The following is an 18,523-nucleotide window of genomic DNA, read 5'->3' as shown; positions in this document are numbered from 1 at the left end:
CACTCATTATATTTTCGAACTTCCGCATCGGTCAACGCCCAAAAGTACGCGAAAAGCCCGCACCGCAAGCCAGATGGTGGGTTGCGCGGCTGGTGCCTTCGCTTGCGGTGCCGAGGGCTTCGGGGTCATATCTTACCTCGCGTCGTATTGACGAGGCATGGTGGCAAAACTGAAACGGCCCATGTTATGGATCAGATTCGCGAAGAGTTCGTGGTAGCGTTGTGCCACGCTCGGCCACGTGTACTGCGCGGCCCGCGATCTCCCTGCAACAACGCGTGCCGTCATCGTCTCGGACTGCTTCACAGCATTCCAGATCGCGTCCGCGATGGCATCTCCTTCGACCCTGGGAATGATGGCCGCGACCTGCTCATCGACAAAGTCCGAGAGCCCTCCCGATTGGGTGGACACCAAGGGTATCCCATATGCCATCGCCTCGAGCGCGACCAGACCGAACGACTCCCCATGGCTCGGGACCACCACGATGTCGTGGGAGGCGTACACGTCCGCCATGCCGTGATGTGAATACAACCCGCACCATCGCACGTAGTTCGCAATCTTCAGCCGTTGCGCGGTTTTTTTGAGGTACATCTCATAGTTGTGGCTGCCACGGCCGAAGACGTCCAAGATGACGGGGAGACCTCGCTGCCTCAGGAGGGCCACTGCGTACAAAAGCGGTTCAATGCCCTTATTTTCTATCAGACGCCCGGCGAACAAGAGGCGGATCGCCGAGTCTTCTTTCCGCGTGGCCATTCGGTTCACCGTTTGCACTTCCTCAGGCACATCGACCCCGTTGGGGATAACGATGACCTTGTCGGCACAGTGCGGGTAGGCAGCGATGAGGCCTTGGCGTTGCCACTCACTCGGCACGGCAATCCGGTCCGCCATCGTCAAAAGCCGTTCTTGACGCTGCATGACCATCGACTTGTGGCGTGACGGAGGTTCGTCGCGAACAAGGGAATGGCAGGTGTAGACGACCGGCATCCCGGTCCGCCGCCGCAGCCGCGATGCGAGGTTGGTAAACCCCACGCTGTGCACGTGCACGACGTCAGGCCAGTCCAGATGGAAATGCTTCGCGATCGAGAGGATAGGCCCACCCCGATAGCGCCGCCGGTCTCGGCGATAATACGGCGCCCGCTTGGGGATGCGCAGCACGGTGACGTTGTGTTCGCGGCGTACCTTTGGATCACCATGACCACGAGAGAACACGGTGACATCAAGGTCTAGGTCAGCCAGAGCGCGGGATAGCCGCGTCGCCACCACGCCGAGGCCGCCGATGATCCACGGTTCATACTCGTGCGTGAGGACCCATACGCGCATGCGATTCACCTTGCTCTCGTCGGTACGCCAGAGATTCTAACGCCTGCCCGCGAGTGACCACTCGGATATCGCGGCGCAATGCTTCATGCAAGAGGAACGCCAGCTTTCGCGCAGAGAACGCATCCTCCCACGTGTGCGTATAAAAAATGAGGAGTGCGCGCCGCTCGACCGTCTCGTCCAACAGCTTGGTGATTTGTTGTTTGGAAAGATAGATGAAATTCTTCGAACATAGCGTATACGGGTCGAGTTGTTGCCAGCGATTGATGGCCACGTGGTTACCACCGCGGGCGGATGCGTAGTAGGCGGCCACCAAGCGGCGGCACTCCTCATCCCATTCGTTGAACGGATACGTGAAGTGGTCGGCCTGGAACCCCAGCTTGCGCAACGCGCGTTGACTCTGTGCGACTTCGTACTCCGCCGCGGATTCGGTCAGACGCACCAGTGCGCCCGCGGGATAGTTGTTGCGCAGCGGGGTAGCCAGCGCCAGGTACCGGCCATATCGATCACGCCCTTTTCCCAAGGTGCGGATGATTTCTGCCCTGTCTTCGTGCCATACGCGGCATTCTGTGTCGGTCAGTCGGACCTTGCGCATATACAGTTTGTCGTCGCCCCTGTGCGCGCGCCGCGTCAGCGGGACAGAGACCAGGGTCTTGTGGCTGCATGTGTGAGAGATGATCTCGAAGCCAGCTCGCTCCATCTTCGCAATCTGCTCCGCCGTGAGGAAACGGCGGGTTCCCACCAAATCAGCCACGATGTTCAGTTCTCCCGGGACGCCGAACCGCCGGCGGATGGGGAAGGCGATGGAATCATCTTCTCAAGGCCCGTCGTCGTACGACAAGATCATCATGGGTGAGCGTCGGTCTGCCATCGGCTTGCCCTCCCACGTTGTTTTGTCCACACACTACTCATCTCGCACGCGGCTCGTCACCTGCGTCGGCCCGGTTCAATCGCGGAAGGGGAATTTGGAGGCGGAATCGGAGTCGCAAAGGGGATAGAACGATTTGCAGCGACCGCCGCTCGGTGGTGACCCACAGGCGCTATCCAGCCGGCAGCCTGGCGAGGACGAGGGCGCCGTCGATCCCGGCGGTGGTCACGGCGCCTTCGCTCAGGCCTGCGCCTGAGCCTTCGCCAGCACCTCGCGCGCGATGGCGAGCTGGCGCGTCACCGCCTCCAGGCCCGTCCCGCCACGCACGTTGCGCGCGTTGACCACCCGGTGCAAGGCGATGGCGTCATAGATGTCCGGGCCGAAGGCCGGCGATGCCGCCTCGTACACCTCCAGCGGCAATCCCGCCAGATTCGTGCCCGTCTGCACCGCGTGCAGCACCAGCTTCCCCACGATCTCGTGCGCCTGCCGGAACGGCACGCCCTTCTGGACCAGGTAGTCCGCCACGTCGGTCGCGTTGGAGAAATCGCGATCGAACGCGGTCACCAGCCGCTGCTCCCGAATTTTCATCGTCCGCACCATGCCCGTGAACAAGGTCAGGGCCGGCAGCACCGTGTCGATGGTGTCGAAAACCCCTTCCTTGTCCTCCTGCAGGTCCTTGTTGTACGCCAGCGGCAGGCCCTTCATCACCGTCAGCAGCCCCAAGAGGTGCCCGTACACCCGGCCCGTCTTCCCCCGCACCAGCTCCGGGACGTCCGGGTTCTTCTTCTGCGGCATCATGCTCGATCCGGTGCAGTACGCGTCCGCCAGCTCGAGCCACCCGAACTCCTCACTCATCCACAGGATCATCTCTTCCGAGAACCGGGACAGGTGCATCATCAGGATGCTCGCCGCCGACAGGTAGTCGAGCAGATAGTCCCGGTCCGACACCGCGTCGAGGGAGTTCTCGTACAGCTTCGTGAAGCCGAGCTCGCGCATGACGAACTCGCGGTCAATGGGCAGCGTCGTCCCCGCCAACGCCCCCGCGCCCAGCGGCATGCGATCCGTCCGCTTGACCACGTCCGCCATGCGCTCCGCGTCCCGCTCGAGCATCCAGAAATACGCCAGCAGGTGGTGCGACAACAGCACCGGTTGCGCCCGCTGCAGGTGGGTGTAGCCGGGGATGACCACGCCGAGGTGTCGATCCGCTTGTTCCACCAACGCCTCTTGCAGCGCACGGATGCCGCTCAGCGTCTCCGCCGCCGCCCGGCGCATGTACAGGTGCATGTCGAGCGCCACCTGGTCGTTGCGGCTGCGCGCCGTGTGCAGCTTCCCCGCCACCGGGCCCAGGCGCTCGTGCAGCAACCGCTCGACGTTCATGTGGATGTCCTCGTCCTCCACGCGAAAGGACACCGCGCCACGGCGGACGTCCGCCAGCAGGGCCTCGAGCCCCGCCACCAGCGCGTCCGCCTCCTCCTTGGCGACGATGCCGGTCGCCCCGAGCATTTTCGCGTGGGCAATGCTGCCCTCGATGTCCACCTCAGCCAGGCGTTGGTCGAACGTGATCGACGACGTGTACTGCTCGACCAGCTTGTCGGTCTCCTCCGTGAAGCGCCCGCCCCACAGCTTCATGCCGTCGGCGCTCCCGCCGCCGCGGCCGTTCCCGTCGCGGCCTCCTCCGCCTCGATGGCATGGCTGTGCACCGGATGCGCGTCCGCCGCCACCGCGCCCACGCCCTGGTGCACGCCCGCGTACACCGTCGTCGGCAGCCCCCACAGGGTGATGAAGCCGACCGCGGCCTGGTGGTCAAAAGCGTCCCCCTTCGAGTAGGTGGCCAGGTCATGCCGGTACAGGGAGTGCGGCGACTTGCGGCCGACCGCCTGGAAGTGCCCCTTGTACAGCTTCACGCGCACGTCGCCGGTGACGTCCTTCTGCGTCTCCTTCACGAACGCGTCCAGCGCGGCCTTGAGCGGCGAGAACCACAGGCCGTTGTAGATGAGCTTGTGGTACTCCAGCTCGATCCCCGCCTTGAACTGAGCCACTTCCCGAGTCAGCGTGAGGGCCTCCAACTCTTTGTGGGCATGCACCAGCACCACCCCGGCCGGGGACTCGTACAGTTCGCGGGATTTGATGCCGACCAGGCGGTTTTCGACGTGATCGATCCGCCCCACCCCATGCGCTCCGGCGATGGCATTGAGCGCGTGGATGAGTTCATGCAACGGCATCTGCTGGCCATTCAATGCCACCGGCACACCCTGCTCAAACGAGATCTCCACGTATGCGGGTTCATCCGGCGCCTTCTCCGGGCTCGTGGTCCACAGATAGGCGTCCTCCGGCGCCTCGGCCCACGGGTCCTCCAGCACGCCGCACTCGATGGCGCGCCCCCACAGGTTGGCGTCGATGCTGTACGGGCTGTCCTCCGTGACGGGGATCGGGATGCCGTGTTGTTTCGCGTACTCGATCTCTTCGTCCCGCGTCCAGCTCCACTCGCGCACGGGGGCGATCACCTTGAGCGACGGGTTGAGAGCCTTCACCGACACTTCGAACCGCACCTGGTCGTTGCCCTTCCCCGTGCATCCGTGCGCCACGGCCACCGCGCCCTCCTGAGCCGCAAGCTCCACCAAGAGCTGCGAGATGAGCGGACGCGACAGGGCGGACGCCAGCGGGTACTTGCCCTCGTACAGAGCGTTGGCCTGCAGCGCCGGCAGGATGAAATCGTAGGCGAAGCGGGCTACGGCGTCGATCCGGTAGGACTTCACCGCCCCCACCTGGATGGCCTTCTTCTGCACGAAGTCGAGATCCCGGCCCTCGCCCACGTCGACGCACATCGCAATGACGTCGTACCCGTATTTTTCCTTCAGCCATTGAATGGCGACCGACGTGTCGAGGCCGCCGGAATACGCCAACACCAGTTTGTCTGCCATCGAATTTCAGTCCTCCCCGAATGCGCCCGCGTCCGCCATCAGCGCGGACAAGATGGCTTTCTGTACGTGCAGCCGGTTCTCGGCCTGATCGAACACGACCGAGTGCGGCCCGTCGATGATCTCCGCCGTCACCTCTTCGCCCCGGTGCGCCGGCAGGCAGTGCATGAAGATGTAATCCGGCGCGGCCTGCGCCACCAGTTCAGCGTTCACCTGATAGTCGGCGAACTTTTCCTTGCGCTCCTCCGCCTCCGCCTCGGCCCCCATACTGGCCCACACGTCCGTGTACACCACGTCCGCGTCTTCGATGGCCCGCAGCGGGTCGGTGGTGACGAGCACCTGCGTGCCGTTGGCCTGGCCCCAGTGGATGGCCTCCTCCACGACCTCCCGCATCGGCAGATAGCCGCTCGGGCACGCCACGCGGATGTTCATGCCGAGCTTCGGCGCCAGCTGCAACAGCGAGTGGGCCATGTTGTTGCCATCGCCGAGATATGCGATGGTGATGCCCTCGAGGCGTCCTTTGTGCTCCAGGATCGTCAGGGCGTCCGACAGCGCCTGGCACGGATGATGCTCGTCCGTGAGCCCGTTGATCACGGGGATGGTCGCATACTCGGCGAACTCCTGCACGATCTCATGGCCGAAGGTGCGGATCATCACCGCATCGACGTAGCGGGACATCACCCGGGCGGTGTCCGCGATGGGTTCGCCGCGGCCCATCTGCGTCGTGCCGCTCGGCAGGTACAGGGCGTGCCCGCCCAGCTGCAGCATCGCCACCTCAAACGATACGCGCGTGCGCGTCGACGCCTTCTCGAAGATCATACCGAGGGTCTTGCCCACCAACAGTTCGTGGGTGAACCCGGTCCTTTGCGCTTCCTTCAGGACCTCCGCCAATTTCAGCAAGGCGCGCAGTTCGCCGCTGGAATAGCTGGAGAAATCCAAGAAGTCCTGACCGCACAGCGACTGGTGGGCCGCCATCAAGGCATTCTGCAGTCGCACCGACAGGTACCCTTCTCCCAGCGGCACCACCGTCGCGTGCCGGCGCCCGATGGAACTCCTCATGCTGCGAACGCTCATCGCCTCGCCCCTCCCCCGGCGCACCCGTCGCGCCATGTTCAATCGTTCCTGTGCATTATTATACATGATAACGTATGTTTATCAATACGGGATTTCGGTGAGGACAGAACGCTTCGCGAACGCCAGCCCTGGCGGGGACTCTCTCCGAACAGCCACGGGGCGCCCCCCGCGTGGGGTGCGCCCCGTGTTCCACTCCGATTCCGGTGCCTTCTGGCGGTGTCCGGATCGCCCGGCCATCGCCTGCACCGCGGCCGCGCGGGGGCCAGGGAACGCCCCTGCGGCGCCCCGGGCGGCACTGCCGGCCGCGTCACTCCGTCGCCATCGACTGATCGGTGATGTCCTTGCCCGGCCGGATCATGCGGAAGTGCTCCGCCGGGTGCGCGATCAGCGGCAGCAGCCGCTTCGCCGCCTCTGCCTGGCCGCTGCGCCGCAGCTCGCGGTGATACGCGAGCAACAGCTCCGTCACGTCGGAGATGCCCTGCTCGTCGAGCACCGTCAGCGCCACCTTGGCGCCCTTGGCGATCCGCCGGCGCAGCGCCTCCTCCGTCAGGCCCATCTCCGGGTCGTGCCGCAGGTACACCGAGCCCCCGGTCATGCCCGAGCAGATCCACGGCCCCGGGTCACCCAGCACCAGTGCCCGGCCTGCCGTCATGTACTCGAACGCGAAGCCCTTGATGTTCGCCCGGGCGCCGATCCATCCCTTCTTGTCCTCCAGCGGCTCCCGGACCTCGCCGCCGATCACCAGATCCGCGCCCGACAGCCGGATGCCCGCTCGCGCGTCCGCGTCGCCCTGCACGATGATGAGCCCGCGCTGCGCCCCGTACGCCAGGCCCTTGCCGACGGAGCCCCCGCGCCACCGGCCGTCCGCCGCGCGCTGCTTCAACACCACCACGCGGCCGCCGTACATCCCTTTCGCTGTGCCGTCCTGCGCGCCGCCGAGCGCCACCGAGTGCATCCCCACCGTGTGGTAGGCGGCAAATCCGTTGCCCGCCACCGCCGGGTGGATGGCGATGCCCTTGGCGTCGCCGCCGCGGTCACCCCGCACGTGTTCGCCGCTCTCCCGGGTGCGCACCGCCCGCATCGCGTGCAGCAGCGACGTGCCGCCGTTCGATCCCGCCGGTGCCTCCGCCAACCTCGGTCCCCGGCTCACCGCGCCGCCCGCCGGGGCCACGCTCGCCGCCGACGCCACCGCGTACGACTCCGTCCCGACCGCGTAGGCCAGGGGCGCCGCTGCCACCTCTTCCCACGCCTGCTCCGCGTCGTAGTCGCGGTAAACAATCCGCGTCCCGAGCCCCGCGAACTCCTTGCGCACCGTCGTCAGCCACGCGAGGTCCATCTGCTGATAGCCCTGGAACTGCTCGAGCAGATCGGCGCGCCCCACCAGGTCCTGTGTCCGCTTGGCCCCGAGCCGCTTGGTCAGCACCCGGACCTGTTCGCCGATGGCCCCAAAGAACGCGCACAGGTGCTCCACCGCTGTCTCGAAGATGCGCGGGTGGAACGACGCGACGCCCTTCTCGCGAGCCTCCTCGACGCTCGTCATCTGCGTCGCGATGCCCACGTGGCAGGTGTCCTTGTGGCAGGCACGGCAGGCTGTGCATCCGATGGCCACCATCGCCATCGTGCCGAAGCCGACCCGGTTGGCCCCGAGCAGGATGGCCTTCATCACGTCCACTGCCGACTTCATGCCGCCGTCCGCCCAGATCTCCGCCGAATTGCGCAGCCCCGCCTCACACAGGGCCTCGTGCACCAGCTTGATGCCGATCTCCGCCGGCAGGCCCACGTGCCGGATGGCGTGTGCGCGCGCCGCGCCGGTGCCGCCGTCGAAGCCCGACAGGTTGACGATGTCCGCCCCCGCCTTGACGATGCCCACCGCAATGGTCCCGATGTTGGGCACCACGGGCACCTTGACCGCGATCTTGGCGTACGGGTTGATCTGCCGCAGCTCGTGGATCACCTGCGCCAGGTCCTCAATCGAATAGATGTCGTGGTTGTTCGATGGCGAGATGAGGTCGATCCCCGGCGACGCGTTGCGAGCGTTGGCCACCTGCACCGTCACCTTCGATCCCGGCAGATGTCCGCCCTCACCCGGCTTCGCGCCCTGCCCGATCTTGATCTCGAGCACGTACGCTCCGTTGCACAACTCCGCGTTGACGCCAAACCGGCCGGACGCCACCTGCCGCCCGCGGTTGCGCGGGTACTTGGTCAGGATGTCCTTGATCTCGCCGCCCTCGCCGTTGAGGCCGACGATGTTCAACCGGTACGCCGCCTCTGCGTACGCCCGGTAGGCCACCTCGCTCTGCGATCCGAAGGACATCGACGAGATCACGATCGGGTACGCGTGCCCGTCGATGGTGGTGTCGATCTCGCCGGCATCCACGGCCTCCGCCTCGCCGGAGGTCTCGCGCAGACGCAACAGGTGCTTGATGTTGATGGGATGCTCCCGCTCGAACGAGAGCAGCTTCTCTTCGAATTCCTCATACGGGGTGTGGCCCGTCGCCACCAGGCCCGCCGACTTCCAGATGCGCGGGTACAGCTGAAACACGCGGTTCTTGGCCACCTGCCGTTCGTCCGCCGCCTCGTACACCTGGCGCCGTTTGGCGGCCTCCTCCTCCAGCTGCGCCAGCCCGTACCCCGCCGATTCGCTGCCGCAGAAGTTCGGCACCGCCAGCAGCTCCGCCACCTCGGACGCCAGCCCGATTCCGCTGAACAGCCGCTCGTACCCGCGCACCTCGTGGATGCCGATGGTCGAGATCACCTTCTCAATGCCCTTGCACAGGGCGACATACAGGTTCTCGAGCCCGGCGACGCTCGCCTTCTCCGCCGCGAACTCCCACATCAGGTACGGGTTGACCGCGTCCGCCCCGAGGCCGATGGCCGTCATGATGTCGTGCAGGTTGCGGATGCCGCCGCTGCGCAGGATGATGCTCGTGCGCCGGCGCAGGTGCTCGCCCCCCCGCTTGGACGCCGGGCGCAGCAGCGCCTTGTGGACGACCGCCAGGGCGAGCAGCGGATCGACCCACTCGCCGCGGGCGAACTGCAATCGATCGTCGAGCACCAGCGCGTGCGCCCCCGCCTGCACCGCCTCCAGGGCCTCCTGCCGGAACCGCTCCAGGGCCTGGTGCAGCGTCTCGCCCGGCTCGCGGTGGATGAGGATCTCGACCGTTCCGTGCGGATCGGTCCGAAGGGCCGCCAGCGCGTCCTCGTAACACAGGGTGCCGTGGCGGTGCGCGATCGCACGGACATCTTCGCGCTGGACGTCGAGATCGGCCGGGAGTTCCTCCAGCAGCAGCGGCGACTGCGTCTCGACTCGCGGCGCCTCCTGGTACAACCCCTCGAAGGACGGCCGCTTGCCGATGAGCGAGCGCGTGCTGAAGTGTTCGATCTCGCGCTCCCGGTCAATGGCCGGGTTCGTGACCACCGCGACGGTCTCCTGCAGGAAGTCGGACAGCTGTTTCACGCCCGGATCGAGCGCCGGCAACGGTCCGTCATACCCGAGCGAGCGGATGGGCTCCGCCCCGCTGTGCACTTCAAAATCGAGCATCTTCAGGTCGTCGTCGCGCCAGCCAAAGGCCGCCGCCCGGACGAGACGCGGCTTCCGATCCCGTGCCGGGTGCGTGGCATCCGCCTCCGGGATGGCGCCCGCAAAGCGGAGCGTCTCACTCTGCCCGCGGAACGCGTAGCGCTTCCGCGCCCGCTCCAAGACGATCCGCTGCAGGTCGGTGTACGGATGCAGCCGCACGCCCTCGGGCCCCAGCTCAACGCCGATCTTCTCGCCAGGGGCCAGCGGCTTCGGGTCCTCGACCCATTCGGCCACCGGGAGGATGCCCTGCTCCGAGCTGAACGCGTACCCGTCCGCCGTCTCCAGCAGCCACATCGGCCGCAGGCCGAGCGCGTCGATGCAGAACACCGCCTCGCGCCCGGCGCGCAGCATCATGGCCGCCGGGCCCTGGGCGAACGGGCCCCACAGGGCGCGGTAGAACATGTACAGGTCGGCCAGTTCGGCCGGCATCTGCTTGATCTCGTTGATGATCGGCGGGAACAGGAGCTCCGCCACCTCGAACAGGGACCAGCCCCGCTCCTTGGTGAAGTGATCCACCACGCCGTTGACCATCTGCGAGTCGCTGTAGCCAGCGTCCAGCGGAATGTCAATCATGTGCGCCTCTGCGAAAAAGCGCGTGATGGTGTTGATCTCGCCGTTGTGCCCGAGAGCGGAGAACGGCTGCACGCGCGAGAACGACGTGGCGGTGTTCGTCGAGTACCGGGTGTGCGCCAAGACGTACCCGGACGTGAACAGCGGATGACGCAGGTCCGGATAGTACGCCCACAGGGTGTCGCCGTCTCCCACCACCTTGTAGACCGCCGTGTCGCGGCTCATGGATACCACGTGCACCCCAGGGATGCCCTCGAGGGCCACCGTCAGGCGGTACAACAGGGCGTTGTCGCTGTCGGGCGTGAGGCCGCCCACCTGGACGAACACGGGATCCTCGCGCCGTGCCGAGGGGCCGAGAGCCTCCCGATCGGCCGCGTCCGTTCGCGCCACCAACACGCTGACGCCGCTCGCCGCCAGTTTCTGTTCAATCCGCGTCCAGCGGTCTTCCCAATCCGCTCGCTGCAGGAAAAGGTGGAGGACGAAGAACCGCTCATCCTCCGCCAGCATCTTGTCGTGGCCCGCGTCCTGCAGCCAGCGCCTCCACAACTTGCGCGGAATGTCGAGCAAAAGCCCGCACCCGTCGCCCTCTCCGTGGACGTAGCCGGCCCGGTGCCGCAAGGCGCGCAGCGCCTGGATGCCGAACTCTACCGGTTTTCGGCTGTGCCCTCCCGTCTTGTCGATCCAGGCAAAAATCCCGCAAGCGTCGTGCTCGCGGTGGAGCTGCGTCGTCAGTGCACTGAGATTCAACTACGTCACTTCCTTTCCTCAGGGTATTTGTCCCGGCGGATGAGGCCTTTCCCCCGAAGCCGGTTTGGCCCCCGCCGTTCCTCTCGCTGAACGGTTGCAGGCCGGCCGCGGCCGCCTGTCGGGCCCGCGTCCCTCCCATCTCTCTCGTTGCACCGCAGGGATTAAGAATGAATATACGACGAGTTGAATATAAATACAATCCCGTGTTATAAATATTCTTGCATGGTGCGCGGTGCGCACGGGCACGGGAGGGAACAGCATGGAGATACGGAAAGCCACTATCCACGACGTCGAACAGATGCAGCCGCTGATTCAACAATACGCCGACCAAGGACTGATGCTGCCTCGCAGTGCCAAGTCGCTGTATGAACACATCCAGTGCTTCACGGTGGCCGTCATGGACGGGAGAGTCGTCGGGACCGTGGGACTGCACATTCTGTGGAAAGACCTGGCCGAGGTGAGATCCCTGGCGGTCGACCCCGGGCATCAGGGCCAGGGCATCGGTCGGAAACTGGTCGAGCGGGCCATCTGGGAGGCGGAACAGCTCGGGGTGGAACAGGTGCTGTCACTCACCTACCAAACCGACTTCTTTCTCAAGTTGAACTTTCACATCGTCGACCGGGACTCCCTCCCGCACAAAGTATGGAAGGATTGCGTCTACTGCAAGAAATTCGACCGATGTGACGAAATTGCTATGGTGTATTATACACAATCTTTCAAGAGCGTGCACGCCCCCGTCGCGTCCATTCTGTGAACGGATAGTGCAGCCGCAGCGACCCCGTCCAGTCGCCTCGGTCGTTCGCCCCTGCAGGTTGCCCCTGTCGATCGCCGCGGTCGATTGTGAGTGTCGATCGCGCCGGTTCGCACCGGGGCGGGCGATGGCCACTTTGGCGGACCGCATGGACGCCCGGTACTGCGCACTCCCTCCACCACCGGATGTTATGGGGGACAAACCGAGTGGATGGCGGAACGGAGTTCTATGATACGAAACACAGGAGGGGCAGCCATGTCCCATCCTCACGCTTACAAACGTTTTCGTCTTCAATTTGTCACGACGATGGGAATTTAGGAAACGTTTTGCCCTTACCACGCGAATTCGCCTGTGAATAGTGACCATATTGACTTTAATCCGCCGCGTCTTGGGTCGCCGCAGCCGCGATAAAGCAAATTCAGTACGTATGTGCTCTCCACGTCCCCACGTTAACGTCGGTTCGCCACTTTATCCGTCGCGCCAGCCTCACGATAACGCAGATTCTTCATTTAAACGGTGGCGGAGTCGGCCGGGACCGCCCGGCCGACTCCACTGCAGCACCCGCGGCCTGCCCCCCTCCGGGCCAGCGTCGCACGCCACCGGGGCCTCTCACCGCCACCACCCCGTGCCTGCACCGCCCCCCTCACACCCGCGCGGCCACGCCCGACAACCGTTCCGCCATCTCATCGATGTGCACCCGATCCACCACCAGCGGCGGGACAAACCGCACGCGCGTCTCCCCGACGGCGGTGACCAGCACACCGGCCTCCTGCGCCGCCGCGACGAACGCCTTGGCGTCCGGCACGGTGATCCCGTACATCAATCCCAGCCCGGACACGTCGGTCCCGATGCCCTCCAGGCGCTGGCGCAGGTACGCCCCCGCCTCGCGCACATGCGCGAGGAAGTCCGCGTCCGACACCACGCCGACGACCGCCAGGGCGGTCGCCGTCGCCAACGGGTTCCCCCCAAAGGTGGATCCGTGGCTGCCCGGCGTGAACGCCGCAGCGACCCGGTCACTGGCGAGCACCGCCCCGATCGGCACGCCCCCCGCCAAACCCTTGGCCATCGTCACGATGTCCGGCTGCAGCCCCGCCTGCTCGAAGGCGAAGAACGTACCCGTGCGCCCGACACCGGTCTGCACCTCGTCCACGACCAGGAGCGCCCCCGTCTCCCGGCAGCGGGCCTGGATCGCCTGCAGCACCTCCACCGGCACCGGGTGGACGCCGCCTTCGCCCTGGACCACCTCCACGAAGCAGGCGGCCGTGCGCTCCGTGATAGCCTCGAGGACCGCGTCCCAATCCGGCGGCGTCGCGCACCCCGGTACCAGCGGACGGAATCCCTCGTGGTACTTCGGCTTGCCTGTGATGGACAGGGCGCCAAGCGTCCGTCCGTGAAAACCGCCCGGCAGCGACACCAGCTCCGTGCGCTCCGGCTCGCCATTCTGCCAGGCGAACCGGCGCGCCAGCTTGATGGCCGCCTCGTTGGCCTCCGCGCCGGAATTGCAGAAAAACGCCTTCCCGAGCCCGGACAGTTCCGCCAACCGAGCCGCCAGCCGGTTCTGCCACGGGTTCTGGTACAGATTCGAGCAGTGGATCAAGGTCTTGGCCTGGTCCGCGATGGCTTGGCTGACCACCGGGTGCGCGTGGCCGAGGGCGCACACTGCGATGCCCGCCGTGAAGTCGAGATACGCACGACCTTTGGCGTCGTACAGGTACACCCCCTCCCCGCGGACCATCGTCAACGGCCGCTCGCCGTAATTGCCCATCACATGCGCGTCGGTTTCGTATTGCACCGTCATCCCACCGCCTCCTCCATTTTCACCATCGTGCCATGCGCGAACGGCGCCGCCCCGGCGCCCTCGACCGGTGCGGTCAGGGCGCACGCGATGGCCAGCGGATCGCGCCCGTCGATCACAAACGCCGCCTGCACACCGCCCTCGAGGGCCGACAGGACCGCCGTAACCTTGGGAATCATGCCGGCGGTGAACCGCCCTTCCTCCAGCAGGCGCACCAGGCGCTCGGCCGTGGTCTCGTACAGCAGCCGGCGCGCCGAGAAGTCCTCATAGATGCCCGGCACGTCGGTCAGAAACACCACCCGCTCGGCGGACAGGGCACCACCGACGGCCGACGCCACCAGATCGGCGTTGACGTTGTACCGCCCGCCGGCCGCGTCCACCCCCACCGGAGCCACGACCGGGATCGACCCTTGCGCCATCATGGCGCGGAGCACCGCGTGGTCAATGCCGGTGACCTGCCCGGTCCGCTGCAGCCCTGGCATCGGCTCGGCCCGCACCACCCCGTCCGCGCTCGTCACGCCCACACCAGGCAGCCCAGCGGACCGCAGGGCATTCACCAACTCAGGATTGACCTGCCGGCACAAAACCGCGTCCACCACCTCCACCGCCTCCGGCGTCGTCAGGCGGTGACCGTCGACAAACGGGAGGTCCATCCCCCGTTCCTTCAGGGCCTCCGTGATGCGCGGACCGCCGCCGTGCACCAGCACCGCTGGGCGGCCGGCCGCCGTCAGCTCCGTCAGTCCCGCGACCAACGCCTCGCCCCCCGCGCCACGCAGGGAACCTCCCACTTTGATCACCACGACGCCCTGCATCCGCATCCCTCCTCGCTTCGCGGGCCTATACGGAGTAACCGTCCAGTGGACCGTTACCCTGGGGACCAGACCACGTTCACGGGAACATGGGCCCGCCCGTCAGGCCCATCGCCTCCGGCAGCCCGTGCATCAGGTTGAAGTTCTGCACCGCTTGGCCGGCCGCGCCTTTGGTGAGGTTGTCGATCACGCTGAACACTTGCAACACCCCGGTGCGCCCGTCGACGAACAGACCGATGTCGCAGAAATTCGATCCGCGCACATGCTTCATCTGCGGGACATGCCCAGGCGCGTGCACGCGCACGAAGGGCACATCCTCGTACGCTTCGCGATAGACCTCATAGACTTGCGCCACGTCGGCCGCGCGGTCCAGGGTGACGTACGCGACCACGTAGATGCCGCGCGCCACCGGGAGCAGTTGGGTCGTCATCAGCACCTTCGCCTCCGCGTACCGGCCCAGCTCCTGTTCGATCTCCGGCGTGTGCTGGTGCGCCCCCACCTTGTACGGGAAGAAGTTCTCATACAGCTCGCCCAGATGTGTGGTCAGGGTCGGGGTGCGGCCCGCCCCGGTGACCCCGGACTTGGCGTCCACCAGCACCGGACGGGCCGGGTTCAGCCAACCCGCCGCGGCCAGGGGCAGCAGGCCGAGCAGGATGGCGGTCGCATAGCAGCCCGGGTTGGCGACGAGCGTCGCCTTGGCGATACGCTCGCGATGCCACTCCGGAAGGCCATAGACCGCCTGCGCCTGGACGGCGGGATCGACGGGATCCCGTATATACCACGCGCGGTACAGTTCGGCGGGTACGCGCAGGTCGCCCGACAGGTCGATCACGCGCCGCCCGCGCTCCCAGAGCTGAGCGGCCACCTGCCCGGACACCCCGGACGGCAGGGCCACAAACACCGCGTCGCATTGTTCAGCGCAGGCCGCAGGATCGAACGGGTGAAGCGGCGCCTCGATGATGCCGGCGAGATGTGGAAACCAGGCGGTGAAGTCCGGGCCGCCCTCCTTGCTCCCGGCGAGATACGTCAGTTCCACCGCCGGATGGGCGGCGAGCAGCCGGACCAATTCCAAGCCGCCGTATCCGGTCGCGCCGACAACGCCGGCGCGAATGCGAGTCGTGTGTGGTGTCGTCATGCATGAACATCCCCGTTAATGTATTTTTATTCAGTATAGTCGCTGGCCGAGGAAATGTATAGGGGGGGTGGGCCCGCCCGGATTCCGCGACTGTCCGTATCGATCGGCGGATGTCCCCTCATCTGATGAGGTATCTCACAGGGGAGGGATGAGAAGCGATGTACGGTGTGTTCGGCTCTTACACCCGATGGGCGGTCGTGTTCCTGATCATCTTCGTGCTGTTCTTCCTGTTCGTCCCGGGGTACGGCTATGGGGTAGGCGTAGCACCTGCTGCGGTGCCCGCAGCCATGCCAGCTGCAATACCTGCTGCGATGCCGGGGTTCACGGTCTCCAAATTCCACGGGTACAACATGATGGCCGCTCCCTACATGGATTACGAGAGCCCGGAGAGCCCAGAAAGTCATTGAGGCTGTGCGGCCGGAGGCGAGAGCCGTTGATGGCCGCGGCCGGCGGGGCCGGGCTGAAGCGTCACACGGGCGAACCCCCTGGGGGTTCGCCCGTGTGGCATTTACAGGCAGAGCGGCGCAGGGGTATGATGGGAACGGGAGATGATGTCCGTGTTCCAGAATCCAGGTCCGGAAGAGATGGCCCGCATCCTTAAGGAGGCCAAGACCATCGCCGTCGTCGGGCTGTCCGACAACCCGGCGCGCGACAGTTACGCTGTCGCCCAGCAAATGCAACGCCGCGGCTACCGCATCATCCCAGTCAATCCGAATGTCACCGAGGTGCTCGGGGAGAAGGCGGTGGCCAAGCTCCCCGACATCCGTGAACCGGTCGACATCGTCAACGTCTTTCGGCGCAGCGACGCCCTGAAGGCCGTGGTCGAAGAAGCCATCGAGATCGACGCACCGGTGATCTGGGCGCAGGAAGGCGTGTACGACGAAGAGGCCGCGGCCTTGGCACAGGCCCACGGCAAGACCATCATCATGGACCGCTGCATCGCCGTCATGCACAGCCTTTACGTGCGCCAGTGACGAAGGACGCGGTCATCCATCAGCGGATGGGGGTGTACGGGATCCCATCCGCTGCCGGCGGCGTGCTCCGCCCGACCAGACCCGTGAGGGCCAGGATGGTGAGGATATACGGAATCATCGACAACAGGTCGGGTGAGACGCCCTGCCCTTGCAGCGCGACCCCCAGCGCCGTCGAGAACCCAAACAGCAGCGATGCCAAAAACGCACCGACCGGCGTCCACTTCCCGAAGATCATCGCGGCGAGGGCGATGAATCCGCGCCCGTTGGTCATGCCGACGTCGAACGAGTTGAGGATCCCGATGGACAGGTACACCCCGCCCAGCGCAGAGAGCATGCCCCCCACGATGACCCCGATATAGCGCAGGCGCCACACGTTCAGCCCGGCCGTGTCCGCTGCGAGCGGATTTTCCCCGACCGCCCGGATGCGAAGCCCGAGCCGGGTGTGGAACAAAAACCAGTGGGACAACACCACGATGGCGAACATCACGTACAACAACACGCTCTGATGGGAGAAGATCGGCCCTAGCCCCGGCAGGGAGACGAACGGCAGCGGCGGTGTATCCGGCGGCGTGCCCTCGTACCCGAACACGGTGTTGAGCAGGAAGGCGGTGAGCCCCGATGCGAAGATGTTGACAGCCATCCCGAGCACCACCTGGTCCGCCGCGAGGCGGATCGCCGCCCAGGCGAACACCGCCGCCAACAGCCCGCCCATCAACACCCCGAAGACCAGGCCCAACCACGCGGATCCCGTCCAGTAGGAGAACGCGACCGCGAAGAACGCGCCCATCAGCATGATGCCTTCCATGGCGATGTTGACCACGCCCGCCCGTTCCGAAAAGGTCCCGCCGATGGCCGGCAACGCCAGCGGCACCGTCATCGCCAGCGTGGAGGCCCACAGCTGCGGATTCGTCAAGACACTCACGCCTCACGTCCTCCTTCCCGCGCGGCGGCCACCTGCGCCCGCACGCCGCGCCGCCGCCTGTACCATGCGATGGTCAGCGGCACCAGCCGCTCGGCCGCGACGAAGAACACAATCAGGCCCGTCAGCACGTCCGTCAGGCTGCTGGGCAGTTGGGAGACCATCTGCATGTTCTGGCCACCCGTAGAAAGCGCCGAGAAGAACACGGCTGCCAACAGCACGCCGAACGGGTGGTTGCGCGCCAGCAGGGCGACCACAATGGCCGTATAACCGTACCCCGTGTTAAATCCCCACATCAGACGGTGGTCCAGCGCGAGCACCTGGACACCTCCCGCCAGGCCCGCCAACAGACCGCTTAGACCCAAGGCCAGCACCGTGTATGCCGGCACGTGAATGCCCGCGTAACGGGCGGCCCTGGCGTTGGCCCCGACCGTGCGCAGCCGGAAACCGACGGTCGTATGGAACATGACCCACCACACGGCCACCGCCGCGCCCAGGGCGAAAAACACCGCCGTGGTCAGTTGCGGTGGCACCAACACCGTCAACCACGCGTCCTGACGTATGGGGAAAGATTGAGCGTTGTATCCCGGCGCGTGCATCGGTCCGCCCGCGGCAATCAGGTACTGTCCGAAGTAGATAGCGATGTAGCTCATCATCATGGTCGTGATGACCTCGTGGGCACCCCGGTACGCCTTCGCGAGGCCAGGGATGAGCCCGCCCCAGAGGCCTCCGGCGACGGCCGCCGCCACGACGCACACCAGGGTGTGCAGCCAGCCGGGCAAGCCCGTCAGGTGGTACCCGAACCAGACTGCCACGATCACGCCGATCCAGTACTGCCCCTCGGCACCAATGTTGAACAGCCCCGCCCGGAAGGCGACGGCCACACCGAGTCCCGCCAGCGCCAGTGGAACCGCCCCGGCCAACGTGCTGCTGATCGCCATGGAGTTGCCGAAGGCGCCGGTGATCAGGGCCCCGTAGGCGACGAACGGATCGAACCCGAGGATGAAGGCGATGACCGCGCCGATGAGGATGGCCAATGCGGACGCCAGGACCGGCGTCAAGAGATTGC

At 66.0% G+C, this 18,523-nt stretch carries 14 protein-coding genes; 3 read left to right on the top strand and 11 right to left on the bottom strand.

Translation table 11 applies throughout. The annotated features are described in order from the left end of the window. Positions 1–132 precede the first annotated feature (132 nt). From N687_RS0119610 to N687_RS0119585, 6 genes are all read right to left on the bottom strand, one after another. Positions 133–1,317, bottom strand: a complete 1,185-nt coding sequence (locus N687_RS0119610; protein ID WP_029423461.1) for a glycosyltransferase family 4 protein — start codon at positions 1,315–1,317, stop codon at positions 133–135. Then, positions 1,286–2,068 carry a hypothetical protein gene (locus tag N687_RS0119605; RefSeq protein WP_029423460.1) on the bottom strand — a complete coding sequence of 261 codons (783 nt, stop codon included), beginning with the start codon at positions 2,066–2,068 and terminating at the stop codon, positions 1,286–1,288. Before N687_RS0119605 ends, N687_RS0119610 begins: the two co-directional genes overlap by 32 nt. A gap of 354 nt (positions 2,069–2,422) precedes the next feature. Continuing rightward, the gene (argH, locus tag N687_RS0119600) at positions 2,423–3,811 is read right to left on the bottom strand and encodes an argininosuccinate lyase (protein ID WP_029423459.1); all 1,389 of its coding nucleotides are present in this window, start codon (positions 3,809–3,811) and stop codon (positions 2,423–2,425) included. Next, the gene (locus N687_RS0119595; protein WP_051663485.1) at positions 3,808–5,103 is read right to left on the bottom strand and encodes an argininosuccinate synthase; all 1,296 of its coding nucleotides are present in this window, start codon (positions 5,101–5,103) and stop codon (positions 3,808–3,810) included. The genes argH and N687_RS0119595 overlap by 4 nt, the downstream gene beginning before the upstream one ends. Positions 5,104–5,109: 6 nt before the next feature. Then, positions 5,110–6,174 (bottom strand): ornithine carbamoyltransferase, encoded by a 1,065-nt coding sequence (gene argF / locus N687_RS0119590; protein WP_035462535.1) that lies wholly within the window; start codon positions 6,172–6,174, stop codon positions 5,110–5,112. Positions 6,175–6,481: 307 nt separating this feature from the next. Beyond that, positions 6,482–11,071 carry a glutamate synthase-related protein gene (locus N687_RS0119585; protein WP_051663484.1) on the bottom strand — a complete coding sequence of 1,530 codons (4,590 nt, stop codon included), beginning with the start codon at positions 11,069–11,071 and terminating at the stop codon, positions 6,482–6,484. Positions 11,072–11,330: 259 nt separating this feature from the next. Here N687_RS0119585 and N687_RS0119580 point away from each other — a divergent pair, with 259 nt between their 5' ends. Next, positions 11,331–11,825 (top strand): N-acetyltransferase, encoded by a 495-nt coding sequence (locus tag N687_RS0119580; RefSeq protein WP_029423455.1) that lies wholly within the window; start codon positions 11,331–11,333, stop codon positions 11,823–11,825. Between the two features lie 640 nt (positions 11,826–12,465). Here N687_RS0119580 and N687_RS0119575 read toward each other — a convergent pair. The 3 genes from N687_RS0119575 to argC form a co-directional block, all read right to left on the bottom strand. Next, positions 12,466–13,620, bottom strand: coding sequence for an aspartate aminotransferase family protein (locus N687_RS0119575; protein WP_029423454.1), 1,155 nt, complete (start codon positions 13,618–13,620; stop codon positions 12,466–12,468). Beyond that, the gene (gene argB, locus N687_RS0119570; RefSeq protein ID WP_051663483.1) at positions 13,617–14,429 is read right to left on the bottom strand and encodes an acetylglutamate kinase; all 813 of its coding nucleotides are present in this window, start codon (positions 14,427–14,429) and stop codon (positions 13,617–13,619) included. Before argB ends, N687_RS0119575 begins: the two co-directional genes overlap by 4 nt. Before the next feature lie 76 nt (positions 14,430–14,505). Further along, positions 14,506–15,561, bottom strand: a complete 1,056-nt coding sequence (gene argC, locus N687_RS0119565; protein WP_029423452.1) for an N-acetyl-gamma-glutamyl-phosphate reductase — start codon at positions 15,559–15,561, stop codon at positions 14,506–14,508. 158 nt (positions 15,562–15,719) lie between these two features. Here argC and N687_RS21615 point away from each other — a divergent pair, with 158 nt between their 5' ends. Then, positions 15,720–15,968 (top strand): hypothetical protein, encoded by a 249-nt coding sequence (locus N687_RS21615; protein WP_035462532.1) that lies wholly within the window; start codon positions 15,720–15,722, stop codon positions 15,966–15,968. A 177-nt stretch (positions 15,969–16,145) separates the two neighbouring features. After that, on the top strand, positions 16,146–16,535 hold the full coding sequence (locus N687_RS0119555; RefSeq protein ID WP_419670165.1) for a CoA-binding protein: 390 nt from the start codon (positions 16,146–16,148) through the stop codon (positions 16,533–16,535). Between the two features lie 19 nt (positions 16,536–16,554). Here the strand turns inward: N687_RS0119555 and N687_RS0119550 are convergent, their stop codons facing one another. Together N687_RS0119550 and N687_RS0119545 are read right to left on the bottom strand one after the other, a co-directional pair. Beyond that, positions 16,555–17,457, bottom strand: a complete 903-nt coding sequence (locus N687_RS0119550; protein ID WP_029423450.1) for an ABC transporter permease — start codon at positions 17,455–17,457, stop codon at positions 16,555–16,557. Next, positions 17,454–18,515 carry an ABC transporter permease gene (locus N687_RS0119545; RefSeq protein ID WP_231493543.1) on the bottom strand — a complete coding sequence of 354 codons (1,062 nt, stop codon included), beginning with the start codon at positions 18,513–18,515 and terminating at the stop codon, positions 17,454–17,456. The genes N687_RS0119550 and N687_RS0119545 overlap by 4 nt, the downstream gene beginning before the upstream one ends. Positions 18,516–18,523 lie beyond the last annotated feature (8 nt).

This window comes from Alicyclobacillus macrosporangiidus CPP55, from assembly GCF_000702485.1.
Classification (GTDB): Bacteria; Bacillota; Bacilli; order Alicyclobacillales; family Alicyclobacillaceae; genus Alicyclobacillus_H; species Alicyclobacillus_H macrosporangiidus_B.
Note: the sequence above shows the minus strand (reverse complement) of the source record. Positions and strands in the feature narration are given on the sequence as shown.